The 25,367-nt window shown below is 46.5% G+C and carries 24 protein-coding genes; 6 read left to right on the top strand and 18 right to left on the bottom strand.

Annotated features, from left to right (window positions below; translation table 11 throughout):
• Positions 1-58: 58 nt before the first annotated feature.
• Positions 59-457 carry a RidA family protein gene (locus tag EX191_RS07900; protein ID WP_005375789.1) on the bottom strand — a complete coding sequence of 133 codons (399 nt, stop codon included), beginning with the start codon at positions 455-457 and terminating at the stop codon, positions 59-61.
• 155 nt (positions 458-612) lie between these two features.
• On the opposite strand from EX191_RS07900, the gene EX191_RS07895 reads away from it, so the two are divergent.
• Positions 613-1,503 (top strand): LysR family transcriptional regulator, encoded by an 891-nt coding sequence (locus EX191_RS07895; protein ID WP_104973784.1) that lies wholly within the window; start codon positions 613-615, stop codon positions 1,501-1,503.
• 105 nt (positions 1,504-1,608) lie between these two features.
• On the opposite strand, the gene EX191_RS07890 is transcribed toward EX191_RS07895, so the two are convergent.
• The 15 genes from EX191_RS07890 to EX191_RS07820 form a co-directional block, all read right to left on the bottom strand.
• Positions 1,609-2,994, bottom strand: coding sequence for an FAD-binding oxidoreductase (locus EX191_RS07890; RefSeq protein WP_193447501.1), 1,386 nt, complete (start codon positions 2,992-2,994; stop codon positions 1,609-1,611).
• A gap of 534 nt (positions 2,995-3,528) precedes the next feature.
• Positions 3,529-4,632 carry an NADH:flavin oxidoreductase gene (locus tag EX191_RS07885; RefSeq protein WP_193447500.1) on the bottom strand — a complete coding sequence of 368 codons (1,104 nt, stop codon included), beginning with the start codon at positions 4,630-4,632 and terminating at the stop codon, positions 3,529-3,531.
• 217 nt (positions 4,633-4,849) lie between these two features.
• Complete coding sequence (locus EX191_RS07880) at positions 4,850-5,263, bottom strand: hypothetical protein (protein ID WP_243238662.1); 414 nt, start codon at positions 5,261-5,263, stop codon at positions 4,850-4,852.
• Between the two features lie 123 nt (positions 5,264-5,386).
• The gene (gene cyoE / locus EX191_RS07875) at positions 5,387-6,307 is read right to left on the bottom strand and encodes a heme o synthase (RefSeq protein WP_031780178.1); all 921 of its coding nucleotides are present in this window, start codon (positions 6,305-6,307) and stop codon (positions 5,387-5,389) included.
• Entirely contained in the window at positions 6,268-6,579 is a 312-nt protein-coding gene (gene cyoD, locus EX191_RS07870) for a cytochrome o ubiquinol oxidase subunit IV (RefSeq protein WP_012842490.1), read from the bottom strand. The genes cyoE and cyoD overlap by 40 nt, the downstream gene beginning before the upstream one ends.
• Positions 6,579-7,181 carry a cytochrome o ubiquinol oxidase subunit III gene (gene cyoC / locus EX191_RS07865; RefSeq protein WP_005375782.1) on the bottom strand — a complete coding sequence of 201 codons (603 nt, stop codon included), beginning with the start codon at positions 7,179-7,181 and terminating at the stop codon, positions 6,579-6,581. The genes cyoD and cyoC overlap by 1 nt, the downstream gene beginning before the upstream one ends.
• Entirely contained in the window at positions 7,171-9,207 is a 2,037-nt protein-coding gene (gene cyoB / locus EX191_RS07860; protein ID WP_193447499.1) for a cytochrome o ubiquinol oxidase subunit I, read from the bottom strand. Before cyoB ends, cyoC begins: the two co-directional genes overlap by 11 nt.
• A gap of 5 nt (positions 9,208-9,212) precedes the next feature.
• Entirely contained in the window at positions 9,213-10,094 is an 882-nt protein-coding gene (gene cyoA, locus EX191_RS07855; protein ID WP_005388604.1) for a ubiquinol oxidase subunit II, read from the bottom strand.
• Between the two features lie 791 nt (positions 10,095-10,885).
• Entirely contained in the window at positions 10,886-11,644 is a 759-nt protein-coding gene (locus tag EX191_RS07850) for an SDR family oxidoreductase (protein WP_193447498.1), read from the bottom strand.
• A 110-nt stretch (positions 11,645-11,754) separates the two neighbouring features.
• A complete protein-coding gene (mmsB, locus tag EX191_RS07845) occupies positions 11,755-12,660 on the bottom strand; it encodes a 3-hydroxyisobutyrate dehydrogenase (RefSeq protein ID WP_005390978.1) in 906 nt (301 codons plus the stop codon).
• A gap of 11 nt (positions 12,661-12,671) precedes the next feature.
• Positions 12,672-13,811, bottom strand: coding sequence for an enoyl-CoA hydratase/isomerase family protein (locus EX191_RS07840; protein WP_193447497.1), 1,140 nt, complete (start codon positions 13,809-13,811; stop codon positions 12,672-12,674).
• Between the two features lie 8 nt (positions 13,812-13,819).
• Positions 13,820-14,605: an enoyl-CoA hydratase gene (locus tag EX191_RS07835; RefSeq protein ID WP_006742441.1), complete on the bottom strand. Its 786-nt coding sequence runs from the start codon at positions 14,603-14,605 to the stop codon at positions 13,820-13,822.
• Between the two features lie 38 nt (positions 14,606-14,643).
• Positions 14,644-15,798 (bottom strand): acyl-CoA dehydrogenase family protein, encoded by a 1,155-nt coding sequence (locus tag EX191_RS07830; protein WP_193447496.1) that lies wholly within the window; start codon positions 15,796-15,798, stop codon positions 14,644-14,646.
• Between the two features lie 19 nt (positions 15,799-15,817).
• Positions 15,818-17,311, bottom strand: a complete 1,494-nt coding sequence (locus EX191_RS07825) for a CoA-acylating methylmalonate-semialdehyde dehydrogenase (protein ID WP_193447495.1) — start codon at positions 17,309-17,311, stop codon at positions 15,818-15,820.
• Positions 17,312-17,334: 23 nt separating this feature from the next.
• Positions 17,335-18,546, bottom strand: a complete 1,212-nt coding sequence (locus EX191_RS07820) for a thiolase family protein (protein ID WP_193447494.1) — start codon at positions 18,544-18,546, stop codon at positions 17,335-17,337.
• A 277-nt stretch (positions 18,547-18,823) separates the two neighbouring features.
• On the opposite strand from EX191_RS07820, the gene EX191_RS07815 reads away from it, so the two are divergent.
• The 5 genes from EX191_RS07815 (at position 18,824) to EX191_RS07795 (ending at position 23,841) form a co-directional block, all read left to right on the top strand.
• Positions 18,824-19,198 (top strand): MerR family transcriptional regulator, encoded by a 375-nt coding sequence (locus EX191_RS07815; protein WP_193447493.1) that lies wholly within the window; start codon positions 18,824-18,826, stop codon positions 19,196-19,198.
• Positions 19,199-19,264: 66 nt separating this feature from the next.
• The gene (locus tag EX191_RS07810) at positions 19,265-20,434 is read left to right on the top strand and encodes an isovaleryl-CoA dehydrogenase (RefSeq protein ID WP_193447492.1); all 1,170 of its coding nucleotides are present in this window, start codon (positions 19,265-19,267) and stop codon (positions 20,432-20,434) included.
• Positions 20,435-20,459: 25 nt separating this feature from the next.
• A complete protein-coding gene (locus EX191_RS07805) occupies positions 20,460-22,064 on the top strand; it encodes a carboxyl transferase domain-containing protein (protein WP_193447491.1) in 1,605 nt (534 codons plus the stop codon).
• Between the two features lie 29 nt (positions 22,065-22,093).
• Entirely contained in the window at positions 22,094-22,933 is an 840-nt protein-coding gene (locus tag EX191_RS07800; RefSeq protein ID WP_048625205.1) for an enoyl-CoA hydratase-related protein, read from the top strand.
• A complete protein-coding gene (locus EX191_RS07795) occupies positions 22,933-23,841 on the top strand; it encodes a hydroxymethylglutaryl-CoA lyase (RefSeq protein ID WP_193447535.1) in 909 nt (302 codons plus the stop codon). The genes EX191_RS07800 and EX191_RS07795 overlap by 1 nt, the downstream gene beginning before the upstream one ends.
• 8 nt (positions 23,842-23,849) lie before the next feature.
• Here the strand turns inward: EX191_RS07795 and EX191_RS07790 are convergent, their stop codons facing one another.
• A complete protein-coding gene (locus EX191_RS07790) occupies positions 23,850-24,401 on the bottom strand; it encodes a DUF2301 domain-containing membrane protein (RefSeq protein WP_167427601.1) in 552 nt (183 codons plus the stop codon).
• A 40-nt stretch (positions 24,402-24,441) separates the two neighbouring features.
• Positions 24,442-25,320, bottom strand: a complete 879-nt coding sequence (locus tag EX191_RS07785) for a DMT family transporter (protein ID WP_046873653.1) — start codon at positions 25,318-25,320, stop codon at positions 24,442-24,444.
• Positions 25,321-25,367: the final 47 nt, after the last annotated feature.

Here is a 25,367-nt window from a genome sequence, read left to right as displayed (position 1 = left end):
TCTTCCGATTTGTGATGGCAAGCCACCCACTCACTGATCTCAATTATTCTTGTTGGATTTATTCTGGTTGGCTTGCCGACGCGTAGACGACAAACTCCACCAACATTTCTTCTCGTGCTAACCCTGCAACCACCATGGCGGCGCGATTTGGGTACGGCGCTTCAAAATATTCCGCGTACACTTGGTTAACGGTTTTTAAGTATTCTCTGTCGGTCACGTAAATCAGGACCTGCAATACAGAGTCCAAAGACTCCCCTGCACACTCCAGGGTGTGAATGAGATTGTTAAAGGTTTGACGTGTTTGTGCTTCGATGCCGCCTTCCACAACCGCGCCTGTGTCATCAATAGGAATTTGAGCCGTATACAGAGTTCCATTGTTAACAATCGCCCATTCAAGCGGCGCTTTAGAAGCAAATAGACTGGTTTTAACTGGGTGTTTTTTAGTAGGAGTATTCACGTGCCTTTCAACCTTTGTAACAGCTTTGTTTCAATATGGTTAAATGATGCACATTGACAGGCGATAAATCTAACGGTAAATTTTTTACATTTGATAAATAAAACTTATCACCTCATTGAGAATAACGTAAATAAAGGGATTAAGAGGCATTAGGGATGAGTATTAAGCTTCAACAATTAATGCATTTTGTGATGGTAGTCGAGGAAGGTGGGTTTCGAGCCGCTTCACATCGTGCAAATCGATCTCAGGCTGCGCTCTCCACGTCGATAAAAGAGCTAGAGAGAATGCTAGGACAAACGCTGTTTGAACCCGGCAACAAAACCAAATTAACGCCTTTTGGTGAGATTTGTTTGCCCAAGGTGGTTCAGTTTCTCAATATCTACAGTGCGCTGGACAACGATCTCAAAGCTGCCGCGGCCGGACAGCAAGGGAGAGTGCGAATTGCGAGCGTTCCTTCTGTTGCAGCGAAACTCATCCCGAGCGTGTTGGGTGCCTTTTGCGAGCAGTATCCAAATGTAGAAGTAAGCTTGATCGACGATAACGCGGCGGGCGTCGAGGCTCGCTTACTCTCCGGTGAAGTCGACTTGGCGCTCGGTAACCCCTCTCACCTTGATGAGGGCGGCATTGACTTTACACCGCTGTTGTCCGACCCCATTGGCGTGGTGTGTTTAAAAGATAACCCGATTGCCAATCAAACAGAGGGAATCGAGTGGCAAACTTTGCTCGAACAACCTTTTATTCGTAACGGCACCTGTACGCTTCTCGATCCAACCCCAGCCAGAGCACTGAGTGAGCAAGCGCTCTATTCGGTCGAGAATATCACTTCGCTGTTTTCTGTCTTAGAGCTTGGGATTGGTGTCACGACCCTACCGAAGCTTGCTTTCCCAACCAATGAAACACGCTTGGTTTGGATCCCACTTATCGATCCACCGCTTGAAAGGCAAATTGGTATCTTTACGTTGACCGACCGCACGATCTCGCCTCAAGCAAAAGCGTTTCATGATTTGTGTGTACGTTATCTAAACTATCAAGATGAAGAGACGTAGTTCGAAGGTTTTAGCTAACAGTGGCTCCATTAGATTTTAGAGCCACTGTTATTTGATATTAAGTGACAGATCCGGTCATATGAAATGACGACGCTCTTATTGCACTTATTCTGGCTTGATATTCTGATTCATTCTGAACAAGTTATTTGGATCAAACTTCTTCTTCACTGCTTGTAAACGCGCAAAGGTTGGACCGTAGGCAGACTCTGTACGTTCAGCTTCGTCTTGTGTAAGGAAGTTGATATACGCACCTCCACTGGCATACGGTTTGGTTTTGGCAAAAAAGTCTCTCGCCCACGCGATACAAGCTTGGTCATCTTCTGCGGAGTCCCATCTTCCATGCACATTTAATACATAGTTTGCATCACGGCTAGAATAAGCCATAGACTCAGGCTCAGGTCTAGAGGCAGCGCAGCCAAGAGAGGCGATAAAAATCTCACACTGAGGCGATGGTAACTTACCTGCGTATTCTATCGCTGCATCAATCACACCTTCGCTTAGCGAGTTAAAATTGTGCGATTTCCAATAGTTACGTGCGCCCGGAGTAAGCAATGGATCAAACGCTTGCTGCCACGCCGCAAATGGCTGTACACCAACGTGCTCACCATGTGCATCACCAAACTCTCTCAACGGTGCAATTAACTTCTCACCTTCAGCCGGGTCACCCGCATAACATATCGCGAGTACAACCACTTCTTTACCGTGAACGCTTTCAGGTAAGAATGGGAGTGGCGGCGCTTTCCGACTCACCATCCAGACACTTAGGTCATCAGGGGCCGACTCAGTGAATTTCGCAAACTGGGTGATAATGGATTTCGCTTGCTCAAATGGAAAGACAATGAGACCACTTAACACCTCTGGACCGACAGGATGTAGCTGGAATTCAAAACGCGTAACGATACCAAAGTTACCGCCGCCCCCACGTAACGCCCAGAACAAATCGGCATTTTCTGTCTCATTCGCGAGCAGTTGACGACCATCTGCAGTTACGACATTTGCAGAGACCAAGTTGTCTATCGTCATACCATATTTTCGGCTCAACCAACCAAAACCACCACCAAGCGTTAACCCCGCAATTCCCGTGGTTGAATTAATGCCGACAGGCGTTGCTAATCCATATTTTTGTGTGGCCTCATCGACATCAGCCAACGTACAGCCAGGTTCAACGAAAGCCCTTCTTTCGCTTTCATCCACTTGAACATGATTCAAAAGTGACAAGTCGATCATCACACCATGATCGCAAACCGCATTGCCCGCAATATTATGCCCACCACCTCGGACCGAAAGTAGCTGATTGTTATCCCGAGCAAAGTTAACCGCCATCACGACATCATCGGCAGACTTGCAGCGAGCGATAACACCGGGACTCCGATCTATCATGCCATTCCAGATTTGACGAACTTCGTCGTACGTAGGATCTCCGGGCAAAACAACATCACCCTGAAATTGATTTTTGAAGTGTTCAATGGTTGCATTTTCTAGACTATTCATATTAGTTGCCTCTCACGTTTTACATGAGGCTTGCAAAGCACAATGCAACGACAAGCTAATACAAGTCCCTCACAATTAAACGTGACGTTTGAGTAGCTATTTTCAGAAAATAAACAAGGCCCCACAGTAACGATACCGTAGGGTCACAAATTCCCTTACTCTCTTGGGTTCGATAAAGCTGAAACACAGTTATAAAAATCAGATAGTTATCGCAATGATACCGCACCTCAAAGCACCTTCTGTATTCTTTACCCTGCGTGACACTCGCACCTAATTATTAATAAGTTCATTGTAAGTTTAGAATGCAATTTAGTTTCAGATATGAAACTTTGTCTTATAATTAATATTTTTAATAATTAATTATATTACCTTTATTTATCAATTAAATAGGATTATAAAAATATTTTGGACTGCGAATAGTGAATAGTGAATAGCCGTTAGAGGCAGTGATATTGAATTAAATCGAATAGCCTTCTTAGTGCTTTAGAAGACTATTGCGCTATTTATCAGTGACATACCGCCACTTAAGATGGGTTATTTGCGACGATTTCGGTTCTTATACACCACGCAAAAGTTACCACGTTTGGTTCGGCATTTTGAGCAACGCTCGCAATCCACTGGCGCTCGATTACCCTCTTTCCAGCGTTTTATTAACTGAGGTTCAGCTAATAAAGGACGTGACACAGCAAAAAATTGGATATCTGTGTTTTCTGCAATTTTCTCAATCGCATCAATCTCACTCAACCCGCCGACAGTAATCACCGGTATGTTAACGTCCTGACTGATCACGTGCCCATATTCGTGAAAGTAACCTTCTTCTTGTAGTGTATAACCATCGAACGTTTCACCAACAAGTTCGTTTGCTTTGCCGTGAACATTGCCAGATACGATGATCGCATCAACGCCTACTTCTTCAAGTTTCTTACAGACGACGCGAGTTTCATCGAACGTTAAACCGCCGTCAAAGAACTCTGTTGCCGTCAGTTTAACGAGGATGGGAAATTCACTCCCAACCAGCTTTCTGGTTTCAGAAAAGATTTCTAAAAGGAAACGCATGCGATTTTCTAAGCTACCACCGTATTCGTCTTCGCGACGATTATAGTACGGGCTTAAAAACTGGTTAATTAAGTAAGTGTGTGCCGCATGAATCTCTACGCCGTCAAAACCAGCGTCTTGAGCACGTTTACTCGCCAATGCGAATGCCTTTACGATGTAATCGATCTCGTCCTTAGTCATCGCTTTGCCTTGCGTATTCGTGCCACGCTCAGGCACGTCACTCGGAGCGAAGATGACACGCTCACCGACGTTGTAGGTGGTTTTGGTTCCACCGTAAGCAATTTGCATTACGATTTTAGAATCGTGTTGATGTACTAGCTCTGTTAGCTTTTTGTATTCTTCAATAAAAGAGTCGTTGTAGATCCCCATCATCCCAGCGTTGGGTTTCTCTTCTTCCACGATATTGGCATAACCGGTAACAATTAGACCCACTTCACCTTTCGCCAACTCTTCGTAAATATCGTAAAGCTTATCCGTCATGTGGCCATCTTCGGTCGCCATGTTCTCCCACGTTGCGCTGCGCACAAAACGGTTCTTTAGGGTCATGTTGCCAATGCGGGCTTCGGAAAACAAAATGCTCAAAACCAGTCCTCTTAATGTTGTCTTTATGGTTCTATCTTTTCCCAAGTAACCAAGAACAAAAAAGGAACAGCGATACACAACGTATGGCTGTTCCTTCTCTGAATCCGTGAGACCTGCAAACTACAGGCGCACCTTAATGCCTCGTGGGTGGCAAAACTTTAATCTGGATTAAGGTTTAGTGAGATAAGCTTGTAAGCAAAGCAACTCGGCCGATTTCTCAGTTTACCTTCACTCTACATTCTGGGGGTAAGATCTTCTCTTTTTCGAATGAGACTTCACAATCCACAAGAGCGCTTCCTCCCCCATGTAGGTAAAAGTAATCAAGCACGAAAAATACTTTATTATCACGCTCTCCATACTCTTCTACAAAAACGCCAGCACTCTGGTTGAAATCCAGTTTTTCATTATCTAGAGAAATGGAGGAAACTCGAAATACATCATTTATTTCATAATCTGAACGATTAATTGTATCGACTTCAATCACTGGACTAATCTCCATGTTGTGGATAATAAGCCTGACAAGAATATCTCCAACGCGATAAGTTTCCACGGAGCTAACCGAGGACGGAACTTGGGCTAATACGCATGAAGAAATTGCAACAATTGAAAGAAGAGTAAAACGACGAAACATGAACCAAGACCATAGTAAAAAGGGATAATCATATTATCTCTTTTAGGCATGAATTCGAGTCTAGCAAAGCATGTAGCTCTCAGAATAGGAGCTACATGGAAGTGATATTAAAGAATTTCAAACTCAATAAATAAATGGCAACGGAATAAGCTCTAATCCTAGTACACCACTGATCCCCATCACCACTAGCAGTGAGACTTTAAACACCGACTTTGACCAAGCGATGTAGTTGCTGTCATCAATGCTGCGAAAGGTCACTTTCGTCCACATAAAGCAAACGACCGCTGCAACCGCTAAGTATTCATACCCGGCTTCACCAAGTAAAAATAACCCCAACGATACTGCTCCAAACGCCACGACATACGCTTTCATGTGTCGATGCGCTTTATGAATGCCCTCTTTAACTGGTAATACGGGAATCCCGGCTTCTCGGTAGTCTTGCATGCGGAACATGGCAATGGCATACGAGTGCGGCATTTGCCAGAGACAGAACATGGTAAAGAGTAAAATCGCTTCCAAGCTAATGAAGTTTGTTACCGCCAAGTAACCCACCAATGGCGGAACTGCGCCTGAGATACTTCCCACTAAGGTTCCATACACCGAGTTACGTTTGTACCACATCGTGTAAAAGAACACGTAATACACGTAGCCAAGCAACACGACGACAGCGGATAGTGGGTTTACTCGGATAAATAACAGTGCGGTGCCTACCAGCAATAAAGCAAGTGCATAAACAAACGCAATATCGATATTGATGTTGCCTTTCACTGTTTCACGATTTCGTGTACGTGCCATCTTTTGGTCGATATCACGATCAAAAATATTATTCACCACACAACCTGAAGCGATGACTAACCCCACACCAACTAACGTCGTAACGAACAACATTAGACTGGCTGGTTCTGTTTTTGCGGCGAGGAAGAACCCCGCCGCAACAGAAATCAGGTTGCCGAAAATAATGCCCGGTTTGGTGATAGACAAATAACTTTTCAGCATACCTTGGCCTACAACTTCATGTTGACGTTCATGTTGTAGATGATCCATACCGAGCCAGCGATAAGGATAAGTACAACAATGGCGGTAAACATCAGTGATACAAGGTTCCAACGTCCGTCGGATGTTTTCGTTTCCATGTGCAAGAAGTATTTGAAGTGAACAAATATCTGCACTAATGCACATCCAAATAGAATCGCATAGGTTGTTGTATCTGGTAATGATTTCGTCCAAACAAAGTAGAACGGAATTACCGTCAGAATCAGTGAGGCAATGAAGCCTTTCACGTAATCTGACGCACTGGTTTCTACATGTTGATCCATTACATTACCCCCAGTAAGTAAACGATGGTAAAGACACAAATCCAGACGATATCTAGAAAGTGCCAGAATAGGCTTAAGCAGTTAAAGCGCATTGCCATATTGTCGTTCAGACCTTTCGTCGACAGTTGGTGATACGCTACCGCTAACCAAATCAGACCAAAGGTTACGTGCAGGCCGTGCGTACCAACCAACGTAAAGAATGCCGATAGGAATGCACTTGTTTGTGGGCCATAACCTTCTTCAATCAGGTGATGGAACTCATAGACCTCCATACAGATAAAACCAAGACCAAGTGCGAACGTTACTAACATCCAACGTTTGAGACCAGCAACGTTGTTGCGCTTCATCGCGATAATGCCAAAACCAAATGTGATACTGCTAAACAGCAGCAGCATGGTTTCGACAAACACGAATGGGAGTTCGAAAATGTCTTTACCTGTTGGGCCCGCAATTGAATTGCTCGACAGCACAGCGTATGTCGCGAACAAGGTCGCAAACAGCACGCAGTCACTCATCAGGTAAACCCAGAAACCAAATAGCTTGTTGCCATTCGTGTCATGGTGGTGATCATGGTCGTGATGTGCTGCGATATTAGTTTGCATACGTCACCTCCAGATCATCTTTACTTTCGCTGTCTTTCACTGAGTTTTTCTTCGCTTCTTCAAACTGAGCTCGACGCTCGGCCTCAATTGCTTTGATCTCTTCAACTTCCACGTAGTAATCCACGTCATCGTTGTAGCTATGCTGAATACACGTCACGACAATACCGACCAAACTTGCCGCCGCTAGCCACCAGATGTACCAAATCATGCCGAAGCCAAATAGGAGCGACCAAGCCGACACGTAGATGCCTGTTGCCGTGTTTTTTGGCATATGAATACGTTCGTATTCCACTTCTTTAGTTGGATCGAACTCGCCACTTTGTTTCTGGTACCAGAACGCATCCAGCACATCACCTTTTGGCAGGTGCGCAAAGTTGTAGAACGGCGGTGGAGACGATGTTGCCCACTCAAGAGTACGACCACCCCACGGATCACCAGTTAGGTCACGGTTTTGCTCGCGGTCACGGATACTCACGTAAATTTGGATGAACTGAGACAATACGCCCAGCGCAATCACAACCGTACCTGCTGCGGCAATCGACAACAGTGGGAAGTATTCAGGGTTGATGTCTTGGCTTAAACGACGAGTCATCCCCATAAAGCCCAGCGCGTAAAGCGGTAGGAACGCCATTAAGAAACCAATAATCCAAAGATAGAACGCACGTTTGCCCCAAGTTTCATTCATGGTGAAACCTGTCGCTTTCGGGAACCAGTAAGTGATCGCAGCGAAACATCCAAACACCACACCACCGATGATAACGTTGTGGAAGTGAGCAATCAGGAATACTGAGTTATGCAGAACGAAATCTGCACCCGGAACAGCCATGAGTACGCCTGTCATACCACCAACAGTAAAGGTGATCAGGAAGCCCACCGTCCACATCATTGGCGTCGTAAAGCGAATGCGACCTTTGTACATGGTGAATAGCCAGTTGAAGATCTTCACCCCTGTTGGGATAGAAATAATCATCGTGGCAATACCGAAGAAGGCATTTACGTTCGCGCCAGATCCCATCGTAAAGAAGTGGTGTAGCCAAACGACAAACGCAAGAATCGTGATAACTACGGTAGCCCAAACTAGCGATGTGTAACCGAACAACTTTTTACGCGAGAAGGTTGCGGTGACTTCTGAGAACACACCAAAAATTGGCAAGACCAAAATGTACACTTCTGGATGGCCCCAAGCCCAAATCAGGTTGACGTACATCATTACGTTGCCGCCAAGATCATTGGTAAAGAAGTGCATGCCTAGGTATCTATCCAGCGTTAGCAGAGCGATAGTCACCGTTAGGATTGGGAATGAAATGATGATCAAAATGTTTGCACACAGAGACGCCCAAGTGAAAACTGGCATCTTCATCATTGGCATAGACGGTGTACGCATACGCAAAATGGTCGCGAAGAAGTTCACGCCTGTTAACGTCGTACCGACACCTGATATCTGCAGCGCCCAAATCCAATAGTCGACCCCGACTCCTGGGCTGGCCTCAATACCTGAAAGCGGCGGATACGCTAGCCAGCCGGTGCGACCAAATTCACCCAAGCCGAGAGACATGTTTGTTAGAATGACACCAACAACAAACAGCCAAAAGCTCAAGTTATTCAGATACGGGAAAGCTACGTCACGCGCACCAATCTGTAATGGCACGATGATGTTCATCAGACCAATGACCAATGGCATCGCTACGAAGAAGATCATGATCACGCCATGGGCAGTAAAAATTTGATCGTAGTGATGCGGTGGCAAGTAACCTGCTTCACCCGCAGAAGAAAGGAGTTGCTGACTACGCATCATGACTGCGTCAGCAAAACCACGAACAAGCATCACCATCGCTACTGCGATGTACATGAAGCCAAGTTTTTTATGGTCTACTGAAGTAAACCATTCATTCCACAAATATTGCCACTTTCCGGCTTTAGTTACCGCGTAAACTACGGCTAAACCAACCAGCGCCACAACCGCTAAGGTGATGACGATAATAGGTTCGTGGAATGGAACTGAATCAAGAGTTAATCTTCCAAACATTACGATTATCCTTGGTTTTCAGGCAAACAGTTCATTGAACCAGGATGCTGAGTCACAACGTCGGTGAACAAGAACGGAGGAACGCTAGAGAACAAAGTGACTGGCTCTGCGATACTTGGCGCTGCCAGTGAGCTGTATTGCTCCCAATCTTCAATACGATCAGGGCTCGCCTTCACTTTCTGCACCCAATTTAGGAACGCAGCACGATCAGACATTGCTGAAGCTGTGAACTTCATTTGCGAAAAGCCTTCGCCGCTGTAGTTCGATGCAAAACCCTTGTAGTCACCTTCGTGGTTCGCTATCAGGTTGAGCTTGGTTACCATTCCTGGCATCGCGTAGATCTGTGTACCTAAACGAGGGATGAAAAACGCGTTCATGATGTTGTCCGAAGTCAGTTTGAACTGCACTGGCACGTCTTTCGGGAACGCCACATAGTTCACCGTCGCAATGTTTTCTTCTGGATAGATGAACAACCATTTCCAATCGAGTGACACCACTTCGATCGTCATTGGTTTAACATCACTTTCCAATGGTTTGGAGGGCTCTAGTTCATGAGTCGAACGCCATGTGATCGTCGCAAGAATCGCAATGATGATGATTGGAATTGTCCATACCACCACTTCGATTTTGGTCGAGTGTGACCACTCGGGAGCGTACTCTTCTTCAGTGTTAGAGGCGCGGTATCGGTAAGCGAAGTAAATCGTCATTAAAATCACAGGGATTACAACGATCAACATCAGCAAAAGAGCAGTAATAATTAGCTCTTTTTCCTGCACACCAATGGCACCTTTGGGGTCAAGTAAAGCTGAATTACATCCTGAGAGCATAAGTATGACGGACGCCAAACTTCCCCTCGACAAGATGCGTTTATATCTTGAGGCTTCCATTAACTTTCTCGATGGTTGTCTGGTTTCAAAGCCAATGCCAATCACAGTAAATAAGAGCTCAGAAACAGCGCAGGGGAATGTTTGATAAAAAGGCAAAAATTTTGATAAGTATTTATTCTACTTACAAATTTTTCAGCGCCGTTATCAAGCATCTTAACCAGCTAGAATGAACAATTACTTGCTACGATTGGTATCAAGCTAAGAACCAGTTGTTATAGTCATTAGAATGTTTATGTGTTGAGCATGAGTAACGTCGGGATCAGAGCGAAACAAAACGGAATTGAGTGGAGATCAAAACCACACTATTAGTGTGAGTTTATTGTTACACTTTGAAACACAATGTTACATTTGGCGCATTATGAGGAGTAAAAAGTTAAAGCTCATTAGCCACAACTGGAAACTAACCTTCCATTAATGAAACTCACACTCTTTCAATAGGACATTAACCTCAACACGAACTTCACGTGCTTCAAAGTTAATGTCTTTTGAAACAGACAGTTGCAAATTCATTTTGATGAGACTGACTATCAACTGCATTTACATAGATAGCTTGAGTACGAAGGGGAAATTAAAAGTGGTAAATTGTGATCAATATCAAATTAATGATTTCACTTAGTATTTGAGTGGTATTTACTTCTCATTATTTACTTTTGGCAAACCATTCGCAGAGCGAATCCAAACATGAGTAATAAACACACTTACGTTGCCCAGAACTGGCTCTCGGAAAAATAGGAAATGATGAAAGGGAAAGAAGCTTGTCATTCCGGTCTGTAAACCTAACCCTAGGGCTTTTACATACGAATGCCGCCATCCACTTCTAAAACTCTGCCAGTAAAGTAATCACTCTCAAGAATGTATTTTACTGCATGCGCGATTTCACTTGTTTCACCCATCCTTCCAATTGGGATCATCTTTTCTAGTCGTTCTATGGCTTCTGGTTTCATTTGCTCTGCCATCGCGGTATGTACCACACCTGGTGCAATCGCCGCCGCGCGGATACCGTATCTTGCTAACTCACGGGCCCACGTTGTCGCCATGGTTGCGACCGCCGCTTTAGATGCAGAATAATTGGTTTGACCGATATTCCCTGCTCTCGCGACACTAGAAATATTGATGATAACGCCTTGTGAACCGCTCTCAATCATCTTGACGGCAGCTTCACGCCCACACAAAAATGTCCCCGTAACGTTGACGTTCATGACCAAATTGAATTGATCCAAAGACATCTTACTGATCACGCCGTCTTTTGATTTTACAAGTAACCCATCTCTTAGCACGCCAGCGTTATTGACTAGCCCATTGAGTTGGCCAAAATCTTGGATAACCGCTTCAAACGTGGTTTCAACATCGATTTCGCTCGTTACATCCACTTGATAAGTCAACGCTTTTGCGCTCAGCATTCGGCACTGCTCTTGAGTTTCCATTAAGCCGCTAGCGTTTACATCTAATAACGCTAAATCTGCACCGGCTTGAGCAAGCGTAATTGCCATCATTTGCCCAAGTCCCTGCCCTGCACCTGTAATGGCAATGACACTATTTTTAATATCCATAGTTACTGCACTCCGTCGCTAATAATGTTCCCTATTTCAAGCCTGTTTCGGTGGTCCGAAATGATGAGTTTTACTTCACCATTTCAGACGGCTTTGTAGCAAAACTCAGTCTAGCCCTTCTTACTCTTGTAAAACTCAAACAAGCTTGAGAAGTCGAGCTCACCGTGGCCGCTCGCGTTGTGGAAAGAATATAAATTACGCGCCAGTGAGCCCATCGGAACCGAAGAGTGTGTTTGTAACGCCGCATCTAACCCCAAACCGAGATCTTTCAACATGAGTTTGCTCATAAAGCCCGGTTGGTAATCGTTGCTGGCTGGTGCACTGTCCATCACTCCTGGGCAAGGATTGTAAAGCTCCAATGCCCAATTTCGGCCAGAGCTTTGCAGCATGATGTTTGATAACACTTTGGGATCGAGCCCATGATCGATACCTAGATTTAGCGCCTCGCACGTACCAGACATTAAAATGCCAAGCATAAGGTTGTTACAGATTTTCGCCATTTGACCATCGCCCGCTTTACCGGCATGGAAAACATTTTTCCCCATGTACTGCAAAATGGCATTGGCTTTAGAAAATGCTTCATCCGAGCCACCAACAATAAAGGTTAATGTCGCCGCTTTAGCGCCGGCAACACCACCCGAAACGGGCGCGTCGACAAACAGCACGCGTTTATTTGCCGCTTCATTGGCGACTAATCGCGCAGAGTCCGGATCAATGGTTGAACAATCAATCATCAAGGTACTTGGCGAGACAAGATTGAGGACACCTACGCCGCCGTGTAAGTCACCAAGATACACGGAACGAACGTGAGAACCTGCTGGTAGCATCGTGATGACTGTGCTTGCACCATCCACGACTTCCTCAATAGAGCTCGCCACCACCGCACCAAAAGGTGCAAGTTGCTTTGCCGCTTCGCTATCGACATCAAATACTTGCACGTTAAATCCAGACGCTAATAAGTTTTGCGCCATCGGATGCCCCATTCTTCCTAAACCGATAAATGCGATGGTACTCATGATCATTCTCCTTATTGACCTAGTGTTTGTTCACCCAAATCAGCAAGCGGATGTTCGTCATCCGGCCAAAGTGAGGTAAACAAGGTATCGATGACATCTTCATCGACTTCACTGACACTGTTAAACATCCAGTTAGGTTCGCCATCCCGGTCAATAAGCCGAGAACGGACGCCCTCTTTAAACTCACCTAATAAGGCGCTGCGAACCGATAAACTCAGCTCCAATCGGAAGCAATCTGCAAGTGGTAAGCTGTGGTATTCTTTCACTTGTCTGAAGCAAATATGCGCGGTGATTGGACTGCCCGCGGCGAACGTTTGTTTCGCGTTTTCTATCCACTGACTGTTCCCTTCGATAGCCATGACTCGCTGTGCTATCGCATTAAGATCAAAGCCTTTGCACGCTTCCTCTATCTGATCTAAGTATGGACAAATTTGCGTGGTTGGTTTGCTATCAATAACCTGTTCTTCCATTAATTGTAGTAGCGCAGTTACCAACTCTTTCGCATCTTCTTTGCCCCACTGGAGCCGCTTTAGCTCATCCAGTAAGGTGGGATACTGCTCTTCCAACAGTAACCAATCGGCCAAACCAATAGTGACAGCGTCACTTGAATTCACCATTGAACCTGTCAATCCGAGGAATAAACCCACTTGCGGATCTATCTGGCTTAAAAACCACGTACCTCCCACATCAGGATACAGTCCGATATTGATTTCTGGCATAGCAAGGCGTGATGTTGTTGTCACAACTTTATGGCTGGTTCCCATAAAAAGTCCCATTCCACCGCCCATGACAATACCTTCTCCCCAACCGATAATAGGCTTGTTGTAAGTGTGAATGAGATAGTCACACTCATACTCCAACGAGAAATAGTCCGTACAGAACTCTACGATTTTTTCTTTACTCTCGTTATGCATGACGTGATACATAGCTCGAACATCGCCACCAGCACAGAATGCTTTTTCTCCAGCGCCAGTGAGTACCACACAAGTCACATGCGGATCGTCTTGCCACTTGATAAGCTGATCGTTAAGTTGGACTAACATGTCATACGTCAATGCATTCAATGAAGCGGTGTTGTCTAACGTTGCGATACCAATGCGGTGCACGCCATCTAAGCACTCTATTTCACTGATGGTTACCATCCCTGCCATGTGGCCTCCTATCGATTTTTCCATTGCGGTGGGCGTTTTTCTAAAAAGGCGCGAACACCCTCAACTTGATCTTCCGTATCAAAAAGATTCAGAAACAACTCTCGCTCTTTCATTAAGCCGTGCTTAAGTGGCGCAGAGCGCATATTTTGAATGAGCGCCTTACATGCGGCGACAGAAGATGGTGACTGGTTCGCAACAGATTCAGCAAGCTCCAACGCTTTACTTAACGCTTCGCCTTTGGGAACCAACTCCTCAGCCAAGCCTAGTTCTTTTGCTTTGTCAGCGCTAACTTGTTCTCCACATAAAATGATGCGCTTTGCCCAGCCTTCTCCTACTAACGCTGTGAGGTTTTGGGTACCGCCAGCGCAGGGCAAAAGTCCGACTTTGGCTTCAGGTAAAGCAAGTACCGCTTGCTCTTCAACTACTCGAATATCACAAGCTAATGCCACTTCTAAACCTCCGCCCATGGCGTAACCATTAATGGCGGCAATGGAAACACCACGGAATTCCGAGAGTGTTTCAAACGCTTCACCAAAGCATCGCGCCATGTCTAACGCAACCGCTTTGTCACCATCAGAAAATAGCTTGAGATCCGCACCAGCAGAGAAAAACTTTTCTCCACTGCCGGTTAAAACCAGTGCGTAGACCTGCTTATCATCGTTAAGTGTGAGTATCAGCGACTTCAGTGCCTTGAGGCTCTCTGCTGTCCACGTATTGGCTGGCGGGTTGTTCATCGTCACCACCGCAACGTGATTAGCGATCGTATGTTGAATGGCTTCTTGGGTTAATGGCATATATGAATCCTTTCTCAATGAACAAATCCAATACTTCGCTACAGCAAGGTCGACTCCTCAGAGAGCAAACGGCGCGCGATGATTAAACGCATAATTTCGTTCGTTCCCTCCAGAATTTGATGCACACGCACATCTCTGAAATGACGTTCCATTGGATACTCTTTGATATAACCATAGCCGCCATAAAGCTGCAGCGCTTGGTCGCAAACCTGAAAGCCCACATCGGTTGCGAACCGTTTTGCCATCGCGCAATAAGCAGTGGCATCTGGGTCATTTCGGTCGAGCTTACTGGCGGCATAGCGCACCAACTGCCGCGCAGCCACTAGCTCTGTCGCCATGTCTGCCAATTTGAATTGTAAGGCTTGAAACTGCGCAAGCGGCTTGCCGAACTGCTTACGTTCTTGAATATACCGTGCCGCCTGATTAAGGGCCTGTTGAGCCGTACCGACGGAGCAGGTCGCAATATTTATACGCCCTCCATCAAGCCCTTTCATCGCAAAGACAAAACCTTGCCCTTCTTCGCCCAGTAAATGGCTAGCTGGAACAACGACATTTTCAAAAGTAACCGCTCGTGTTGGTTGGCTATTCCAACCCATTTTGGGTTCTTTGCGCCCATAGCTGATACCACCTGCTTGAGCAGGAACAACAAATGCAGACACGCCTTTGGCACCCGCTTCTCCAGTTCTCGCCATCACGACCAAAACATCTGTCTCTCCTGCGCCAGAGATAAAGGTTTTGCCACCGTTGAGCACATACTTATCCCCCTTTTTTGTAGCGGAAGTGGTCAGTGCAGCGGCGTCTGATCCTGCGTTGGGCTCAGTTAAGCAATAGGAGCCTAACCACTCCCCCGTAACTAATTTCGGACAGAACTGCGTTTTGGCTTCATCGGTAGCAAAACTGGCTATCATCCAACTGACCATGTTGTGAATCGTCATAAACGCCGTAGTGGACGTACATCCCATGGCCAGTTGTTCAAAGATAATTGAAGCATCTAAGCGACTCAGCCCTAGGCCACCTTGCGCTTCTGGAGTGTAGAGACTGAGAAACCCCAGTTCTCCCGCCTCTCTCAATACATCTTTGGGGAAGATCTGTTTTTCATCCCACTCCGCCGCCATCGGTGCTAAACAATCATCGGCAAATTGCTGAGCGGTATCGGCAAATGCACGTTGATCTTCATTAAGTTCAAAGTCCATAAAAGCTCCTTCTATTCACTCAGCGCAGTTGGATGGTCAAATTAGGCCCCGTTGGAATATCGTCATCAAACCAACGTGCCGTCACCGTTTTAGTCTCGGTATAAAAACGTACCGCTTGTTTACCATACGCATGTAAATCACCATAGAAACTGCCTCTCCAACCAGTAAAGGAGAAAAATGGTAAAGGGACTGGAATTGGCACATTGATCCCGACCTGACCAACTTGAATGTCATGCTGATATTTTCTTGCAGCAGCGCCATTAGCCGTAAAAATGGAAGTGCCGTTCCCGTATGGGTTGCGATTCACTAACTCAATGGCTTCTTGTAACGTATCCACTTCCATGCAAACCAAAACGGGGCCAAATATCTCTTGGGTGTAAATCGACATATTCGCTGTTACACCGCTAAACAAGGTTGGGCCAATCCAGTTTCCATCGGGAAAGCCTTCCACTTCACACTGACTGCCATCCAGTTCACACACTGCGCCTTGTTGTTTGCCATCTTCAATTAGGTCCAATACGCGTTGTTTAGCTTGTTCACTGATGAGTGGGCCATAAGCAGCTTGCTCATCGTCCCAAGGCCCTGGGTGTACTTTCGCCATTGCCTGTTTGAGGTCTGTAATCCATTGTTTTGAATCGCCGACAAATACCGCAACAGAAATCGCCATACAGCGTTGCCCCGCCGCCCCAACGGAGGACCCCACTAGGTTATTCACCACTTGTTCTTTGTTCGCATCAGGCATGATCACCATGTGATTTTTAGCACCAGCAAAAGCTTGAACGCGTTTAAAGTGTTTCGTACCCGTGGTGTAGATATAACGGGCAACAGGAACCGAGCCAACAAATGACACCGCTCGAATGTCAGGATGAGCCAGTAGGAAGTCGACTTGGTCTTTGCAACCGTGAACGATTTGCAACACTCCTTTCGGCGCGCCAGCTTGCTCAAATAGTTCGGCTAGACGGATAGAAGTCAACGGCACTTGTTCGGAAGGTTTGAGCACAAACGTATTGCCCGCCGCGATAGCGATTGGGAACATCCACAACGGAATCATGGCAGGAAAGTTAAACGGCGTAATGCCGCAACACACACCTAGGGGCTGAATCATTGAGTAACTATCAATATCCGTGGCAACATTTTCGACGGTTTCGCCCATCATATTGCTGGCAATGTTTGCAGCCTGCTCAACCACCTCTATGCCTCGCCACACATCGCCTTTAGCATCCACTAAAATCTTACCCGTTTCATGAGAAAGCAGTGTGGCAAGCTCATCATGATGTTCTTTGAGAAGGTGCTGATAACGAAGCATGACTCTGGCACGCTCGGATACTGCCACTTCCTTCCAGGATTGGAATGTCTCTTTCGCATTATCAATGGCGGCTTCCATCTCGTGGTCCGTTGAGCAGGGAACGTACGCAATGACATCATTAGTGGCAGGATTGGTCACCTCGATCCAATCCGAAGTCTGAGATTCACGAAACTCTCCACCAATAAACAAGGGAACCAAACGAGTCATCATTTACTCCTTTCTGATTTCAATTAAAGCGGTATTTCAATGCCTATCGCCGTTGCCTCTCCACCACCGATACAAAGTGACGCAACGCCTCGCATCACTTTTTTGGCGTCTAGATCACCGTCGGTACCTAAAGCTTGTAGCTGACGCAAACTATGAATCAATGTCACCAGAATTCGTGCGCCACTTGCGCCTATCGGATGCCCGAGCGCACACGCTCCGCCTTTAATATTGACTTTGCTCATATCAAGCCCAAGCTCTGCTACCGCGATTTGTGTCACGACAGCAAAGGCTTCATTGATTTCCCACAGATCCACTTCGTCAATTGACCAATCCAATTGAGACAACAACTGTTCAATCGCATAAACGGGAGCCAAAGTATATTCAGCAGGTTTTCTGGCGTGTGTGGCGTGAGACTTGATAACGGCGAGTGGCTCAAGACCTTGGTGGAGCGCAGTCTCTTCATCCATTAGAACAAGCGCTGCAGCGCCATCGGAAATCGCACTCGAATTAGCAGCGGTCACCGTGCCTTTTTTATCAAATGCAGGTTTGAGTTGAGGGATTTTATCCAGATCAATCGAGCGCGGGTGCTCATCGTAATCCAGCGTTCCTTGTTCAGACTTGGTGTTGAGTTCAATCGGTGAGAGCTCGTCGGAAAATAAGCCTCGCTCTTGAGCTTCCAACGCACGTTTTGCCGACATCACTGCCCATTCGTCCATTTGCTCTCTGGTAAACTTAAGCCTGTCTGCGACGTGCTGAGCATAAACACCCATTAAGTGCCCTTCGTACGCATCTTGCAATCCATCGAGAAACATGTGGTCATACGTCGACTGGTGGCCCATGCGCATTCCCTTTCTCGCTTCTTTCAATAAATACGGCGCATTGGTCATACTCTCCATACCACCAGCAATGGCCGTTCGAATCGTTCCAGCTTTGATAAGATCGTGCGCCAACATGACGCTCTTCATGCCGGAACCACACACTTTATTGATAGTCGTGCACCCTACACTCATGGGTAAATCCGCACCAATTGCCGCTTGTCTCGCCGGGGCTTGCCCACAACCCGCAGGGAGCACACATCCCATGAAAACTTCATCTACAGACGTCACATTCACTTCATGCGTCGCAGCCTTTATCGCTAATGCACCTAATTGGGGAGCGGAGTAAGTTTGCAACTTTCCTTGAAAGCGCCCGATCGGCGTTCTCTTCGCGCTGACAATCCAGATGTCTTTTTCCATGATTCGCATTCCCTTGAGGTATATGTGAACACTAGACTGACTGATGACGCCCTTGCATGACATTGCTTACCAAGTGCTACGCCAGTCTTTGTCGCCCTTTCTCACTGACAAACTTTCATACTGCGATTTCTTGACGTTTACGTAAGCATAGCACTAGCCTTTACAATGAGATGAAAAAACACACCAAGTAGGCGTTTATCTTTCAAAATTTGCGTTCGGCCTTTCCGTTGAAGGTTCGATTTCCAGAAACTGGATTTTTATTCGAGGTAAGTATGTTATGGAAAAATACAAGATCAGTGACCTCGCCAAGGAGTTTGATATTACCACTCGCAGTATCCGGTTTTATGAGGATGTAGGTCTGATTGAACCAGAGCGAAAAGGCAACATGCGCGTTTATCAACGCAGAGATAAAATTCGTCTCAAACTGATTTTGAGAGGGAAACGGCTCGGTTTTTCACTGGCAGAAATTCGTGAACTTTTCGAGCTCTATGACATGCAACAAACCGAAGGACAGTTATTGAAAATGCTCAATATCATTGAAGAGAAACAAGCAGTCCTACAACAGCAACTCAATGACATCAGCGTCGTAATGGCAGAGTTGAATGCCGCTAAAGAACACTGTATTCAAACACTCAAAAGCAAAGAGACATAACCGCTATACTCAAATAGCGACACTGCAATCGGCTTTTCCACCTTACCTCTGATATCGGGAGACGTTATGAAAAGCACCTACGCCCCACTGAATTTCGGACTTGGTGATACCATCGATATGCTCCGAGACCAAGTTAATGCCTTTTCTACGGAACATATTGCTCCCATCGCCGCAGATATAGACCGCGATAACCAGTTTCCGAAGCATTTGTGGCCTTTGTTTGGAGATATGGGGTTGCTCGGTGTCACCGTCGATGAAGAACTTGGTGGTGCAGGCATGGGATACCTTGCTCACGTTGTAGCGATGGAAGAGATCAGCCGAGCCTCTGCCTCCGTCGCTTTAAGCTACGGCGCTCATTCTAATCTGTGCGTCAACCAAATCTTTCGCAATGGCACGCCTTCTCAACGCAAGAAATACCTTCCCAAACTCATTGATGGTACGCACGTTGGCGCCCTAGCTATGAGTGAGCCCAATGCAGGTTCAGACGTGATAAGCATGCAACTGAAAGCGGAGAACAAGGGCGACCATTTTGTACTGAATGGCAACAAAATGTGGATCACCAACGGTCCCGACGCTGACATAGTAGTGCTTTACGCTAAAACGGATGTCAATGCAGGTTCACGAGGTATTACCGCATTCATTGTTGAACGCAACGTCGAAGGTTTCAGCCATGCTCAAAAGCTGGACAAACTAGGCATGAGAGGCTCGAACACTTGCGAACTCGTGTTTAACAATTGCGTAGTGCCGAAAGAGAATATTCTTGGCGAGCTGAATCAAGGCGTCGAGGTGTTAATGAGTGGGCTGGATTACGAGCGCGTCGTCCTCGCTGCCGGACCACTCGGGATAATGCAAGCTTGCATGGACATTGTGGTCCCGTACGTACATGAACGAAAGCAGTTTGGAAAATCCATTGGCGAGTTTCAGTTAGTTCAGGGCAAGATCGCCGATATGTACTCTCAAATGAGTGCAGCAAAAGCGTATGTATATACCGTCGCAGCGGCTTGTGATCGAGGTAACGCAACACGCAAAGATGCCGCAGGAGCGATTCTGTACAGTGCAGAACTCGCCACACAAATGGCACTCGATGCAATCCAATTGCTCGGTGGGAATGGCTACATCAATGAATACCCTGCTGGTCGTTTGCTACGTGATGCAAAGCTTTATGAAATCGGCGCGGGTACCTCAGAGATTCGCCGCATGTTAATAGGCCGAGAACTGTTCGAAGAATCTCGCTAAATGAACATACGACAAGGAAGTCATTATGGCCATTATCAAAAGTAAAACTAAGCCAACTGACGAGTTATTTCTTTCCAATAAAGCTGCGATGGAAACGTTGGTCACTCAACTGAATCAACATATCGAGACCATCAAACAGGGAGGCGGTGAAAAAGCCATTCAGCACCAGAGGCAAAAAGGAAAACTCCCCGCACGAGAACGCATCGCGCGCTTGCTTGATGACAACACTGATTTTCTTGAAATTAGCCAGTTTGCCGCCCGGCAAGTGTATGACGAATCCATCCCCTGCGCTGGCGTTATCGCCGGCATTGGTTTCATAGCGGGGATTCAATGTATGGTCATCGCCAACGATGCTTCGGTAAAAGGCGGAACCTACTACCCACTCACGGTAAAAAAACACCTTAGAGCGCAAGAGATAGCCCAACGTTGCCAACTCCCCTGCGTATACTTGGTGGACTCCGGTGGCGCAAATCTCCCTCATCAGTCCGACGTCTTCCCCGACAAAGAACACTTTGGTCGCATTTTCTTTAACCAAGCGAGGATGTCAGCAAAAGGCATCCCTCAGGTTGCTGTTGTGATGGGGCTTTGCACTGCTGGGGGCGCATATGTTCCTGCCATGGCGGATGTGTCCATTATGGTCAAAGAGCAAGGCACCATATTTTTGGCGGGACCGCCTCTGGTGAAAGCGGCCACTGGCGAAGTCGTGACGGGTGAAGAGCTCGGCGGTGCAGACGTGCATTGTCGTAAATCTGGTGTTGCTGATTATTACGCTGAAAATGATGAGCATGCCCTAATGCTTGCCCGAGAAGCCATTGCCAATGCCAATAGAGCGAAACCGATTAAGCCGGAAAACACCGTGCTACCTCCCCGCTACGATGCTGAAGAAATCTACGGAATCGTGAATGCCAACTTACGACTATCATTCGACGTTCGAGAAATCATTGCCCGCATCGTCGATGATTCTGATTTTGACGAATTCAAAGCCTTGTACGGCAGAACGTTAGTGTGTGGCTTTGCTCGCGTTCACGGACACTTGATCGGCATTGTGGCAAACAACGGCATCTTGTTTTCTGAATCGGCACAAAAGGGCGCGCACTTTATTGAACTTTGCGCCAAACGGAAAACACCGCTTCTCTTTCTCCAAAACATTACCGGATTTATGGTTGGGAAAAAGGTGGAAGAAGAAGGCATCGCAAAACATGGCGCCAAGCTGGTGATGGCCGTCGCTTGTGCTGACGTACCAAAGTTTACCGTAATCATCGGTGGGTCGTACGGCGCTGGCAATTATGGCATGTGCGGCCGAGCTTATGATCCAACCATGATGTGGATGTGGCCGAACGCTCGTATTTCTGTGATGGGCGGAGAACAAGCGGCAGGCGTCTTAACACAAGTTCGAAAAGACGCGAAGGAACGCCAGGGAGAAGCGTGGTCAGAGCAAGAAGAACACACTTTTAGAGAATCGATCATAGACTTGTATGAAACACAAGGACATCCCTATTTTGCGAGCGCTCGGCTATGGGATGATGGAATTATTGACCCCAAACAAACGCGTCAGGTGTTGAGTCAGGCGCTAACGGCAGCATTAAATGCTCCCATTCCTGATAGCGAGTTTGGCGTCTTCAGAATGTAAATATCCAAAGATGAATTAAGGAAGTTAGTATGCAGGAAATGCAACCAAGCATTATTCCCAACGCCCAAAGGCAAGATGATGTTCTTTGGCATGTCGATGACAATGGCGTAGCAACCATCACTCTAAACAGAACAGCCAAGCACAATGCTTTTGACGCTTGTACGATCGACTTGCTGATCCACCGCCTAGATTATCTCGCTTTACGAACGGATGTGCGATGCTTGGTATTAAAAAGTAACGGCAAGCACTTTTCATCCGGGGCCGACCTGAATTGGATGCAGTCGATGGCCGACAGCACGAGGCAAGATAATTTCGTTGATGCCCAAAACTTGGCAAGACTCATGGAAACACTAGATTCGTTCCCTCAACCCACCATCGCGGTTGTACAAGGCTCCGCTTACGGCGGCGCGCTGGGATTGATTTGTTGCAGTGATATCGCCATCGCGAGCCAATGTGCTAACTTTTGCTTAAGTGAAGTTAAGCTTGGTTTAGTTCCGGCAACCATTGCGCCTTACGTCATGCGCGCGATGGGGAATCGACAAGCTAGACGCTATATCTTAAGTGGTGAAGTCATTTCAGCCGAGGATGCCGAACGGTTTGGTATTGTGCACGAAGTGAAAGAAGCCAAACAACTTGAAAATGCGGTCGATAGCGTGATCAAGACGTTACTACTTAATAGCCCAGATGCGATGCGCAAAGCGAAAACGCTCTGTCACCAATGTCATCAAAACCCCATCGATCAACAACTGATTCACTATACCAGCAAGCTCATTGCGGACATTAGGGTATCGCCACAAGGCCAAGATGGCTTGCAAGCGTTTCTTGAAAAACGAAGCCCAAGTTGGGTAACCAAATCACAGGACAAGTAATGCTGCCTTCCAAAGTAAATATTGTCGAAGTAGGTCCACGAGATGGGTTGCAAAATGAATCTCCTGTTGCGACCCAGACTAAAATCCGGTTGATCAACTTACTCTCTGATACTGGGCTAACGCATATTGAGGCGGGCTCTTTTGTTTCGCCCAAATGGGTGCCACAAATGGCGGACTCAACAGAGGTCATGAAAGCAATAACAAGGCGAAATCATGTTACTTATTCTGCCCTGACACCAAACCTAAAAGGCTTCGAACAAGCCTTGGAGGCTGGTGCCAATCAGGTCGCAATTTTCACTTCATCATCAGAAGGATTCTGCCAACACAATATCAATTGCTCGATTGCAGAAAGTTTAACTCGCTTCGAGCCTGTAATGCGATTAGCCACCAAACACGGCATCCCTGTTCGAGGCTATCTATCCTGCGTTGCCGATTGCCCATACGACGGTCCGACAGACCCTAGACAGGTGGCGAGCGTGACCAAATCGCTCATCGATTTAGGGTGCTATGAAGTATCCCTAGGCGATACCATCGGCACAGGCACGCCAAATCGAATTGCAGCTATGCTAGAAGCCGTCATGTTGGTTACACCTCTCCCCCTGCTTGCTGTCCATTTCCACGATACATGGGGACAAGCGCTCGCCAATATTCATCAAGCATTGAGTATGGGCATCAATACCATCGACAGCAGTGTCTCTGGGCTGGGTGGATGTCCATACGCTCATGGTGCCTCGGGGAATGTCGCGACGGAGGATGTACTGTATTTATGCCAAGGATTAGGGATCGAAACGGGGATCGACTTGGAGCTGTTAGCAAAAGCTGGCTGGATGATCAGCGAAGAGCTTAATCGAGAGCCCACGTCAAAAGTATCGCTAGCTTTGCGTAACCGTATGACATCTCTAACGTAAGACGTTTATTAAACCTCGTAGTTTGCTTTGATACCGATATCAAAATGAAGTGGCATCCGCCACTTTGATATAGACAGGAAGCCCATAATTAAGCCAGACAACCCTGTCGCAATAGTCGCTACCGTCAGTATTTCGAAACAAAACGCAAAGGTTGCGATGGAAAGTAGCACTGGCACCGCTTTCAAGCCTGGAACTTTAAAACAAAAGGACTCTTTCAGCGCCACACCGGAAAAAGTGACAAAGACAAAACCGAGAGAAAGCCACACGCGGGATAAGTCTGGATCGCTCACCATGAAGAGCAGTCCCACCCAAGTTGACCAGCTGATGACAGTACGCACAGTTTTACTGTAGACATGGATATTGGCTGCAGTTAATACACCTGCAATGGCGATGATCAGCAACACATTTCGATCATAAAATGCCGAACCTTCAATGAGGTGCAAACCCGATATCGTCATCGCGATAAGCCCAAAGGCAAATACGCTAATTCCTAAACGGTATAAACAGACACTTAAAATATCTAAAAAGTCTAGTGACTCCTGATGCTCAGTATTGGCCATGCTTCACTCCTAAATTGTTCCCTACCCACATTTCTTGAAGCTACCTAGGGATAGACAAACGAAATCGACCGCCAGTACGATAAATAATAAGAGAGAATAAGATAAGCACACAGCCTACTAGCTTATTTGCCGTTAGCACTTCGCCATACCACAGCACGCTTAGAATGACGGTCCAAACTGGCTCTAATATCATGATCAAGGCAGCATTACCTGCCTGAACAAATTTTTGCCCCATGGTTTGCATTACGTAACGCAAGCTCGTCGCTAGCAAAGTGCTCAACGCGAACCACCACCAAATGGAGGAGTCAACCTCTGCCGGAAAAGACTCCATAAAGAAAGAAACCAACAAACCTAAACAACCAGCAGAAAAAAGCTGCACGCAAGTAAGCAGCAACACAGGCAATTTTTGAGAATATTTACTGTTCACATTAAAGTGAAGCGCAAGAACCAGTGCCGCCCCAAGAAACCAAAATTGACTGGCCGATTGCTTCCAACCGCCAACTAAAGAGAGACAGGCGAGACCTAATACCGCGATAGGCAAAGAAAGCCAGAAAATTCGTTGTGGTCGTTGACGAAACATAACCCACGCAACAATCGGTACAAATAGCATGGAGAGACTCATGATAAATGCGCCTTCCCCGAGCGTGTCGCTGATGGAGATGGCGTAAATCCATGTCATAACGGCACTGCCTAACAGGAGCCCGACACCACCAGCAGAAAGCACATCTTTCAAATTCGCTTTGAGCAAAGGTCGATAGCACAACGGCAGCAGACAGAGCGATGCAATAGTAAATCGCGCTCCGATAAAGCCGAAAGGTGGTAAGCCCTGTATTGTTTCCTTAGAAAAGATCCAACCAAGTGCCGCGATCATCGTTGTCGCAACCAGAATAACCGTCGCTTTGCGTTCTGAGTTAAACATAAGTACTCACAAAATATGGAACACAGTATCGCAGCAAGGGAAGTTTG

This window comes from Vibrio chemaguriensis, assembly GCF_012275705.1.
GTDB classification, from domain to species: domain Bacteria; phylum Pseudomonadota; class Gammaproteobacteria; order Enterobacterales; family Vibrionaceae; genus Vibrio; species Vibrio diabolicus.
The sequence above is the reverse complement of the archived record's forward strand: the minus strand, read 5'-3'. Positions and strand labels throughout refer to the sequence as shown.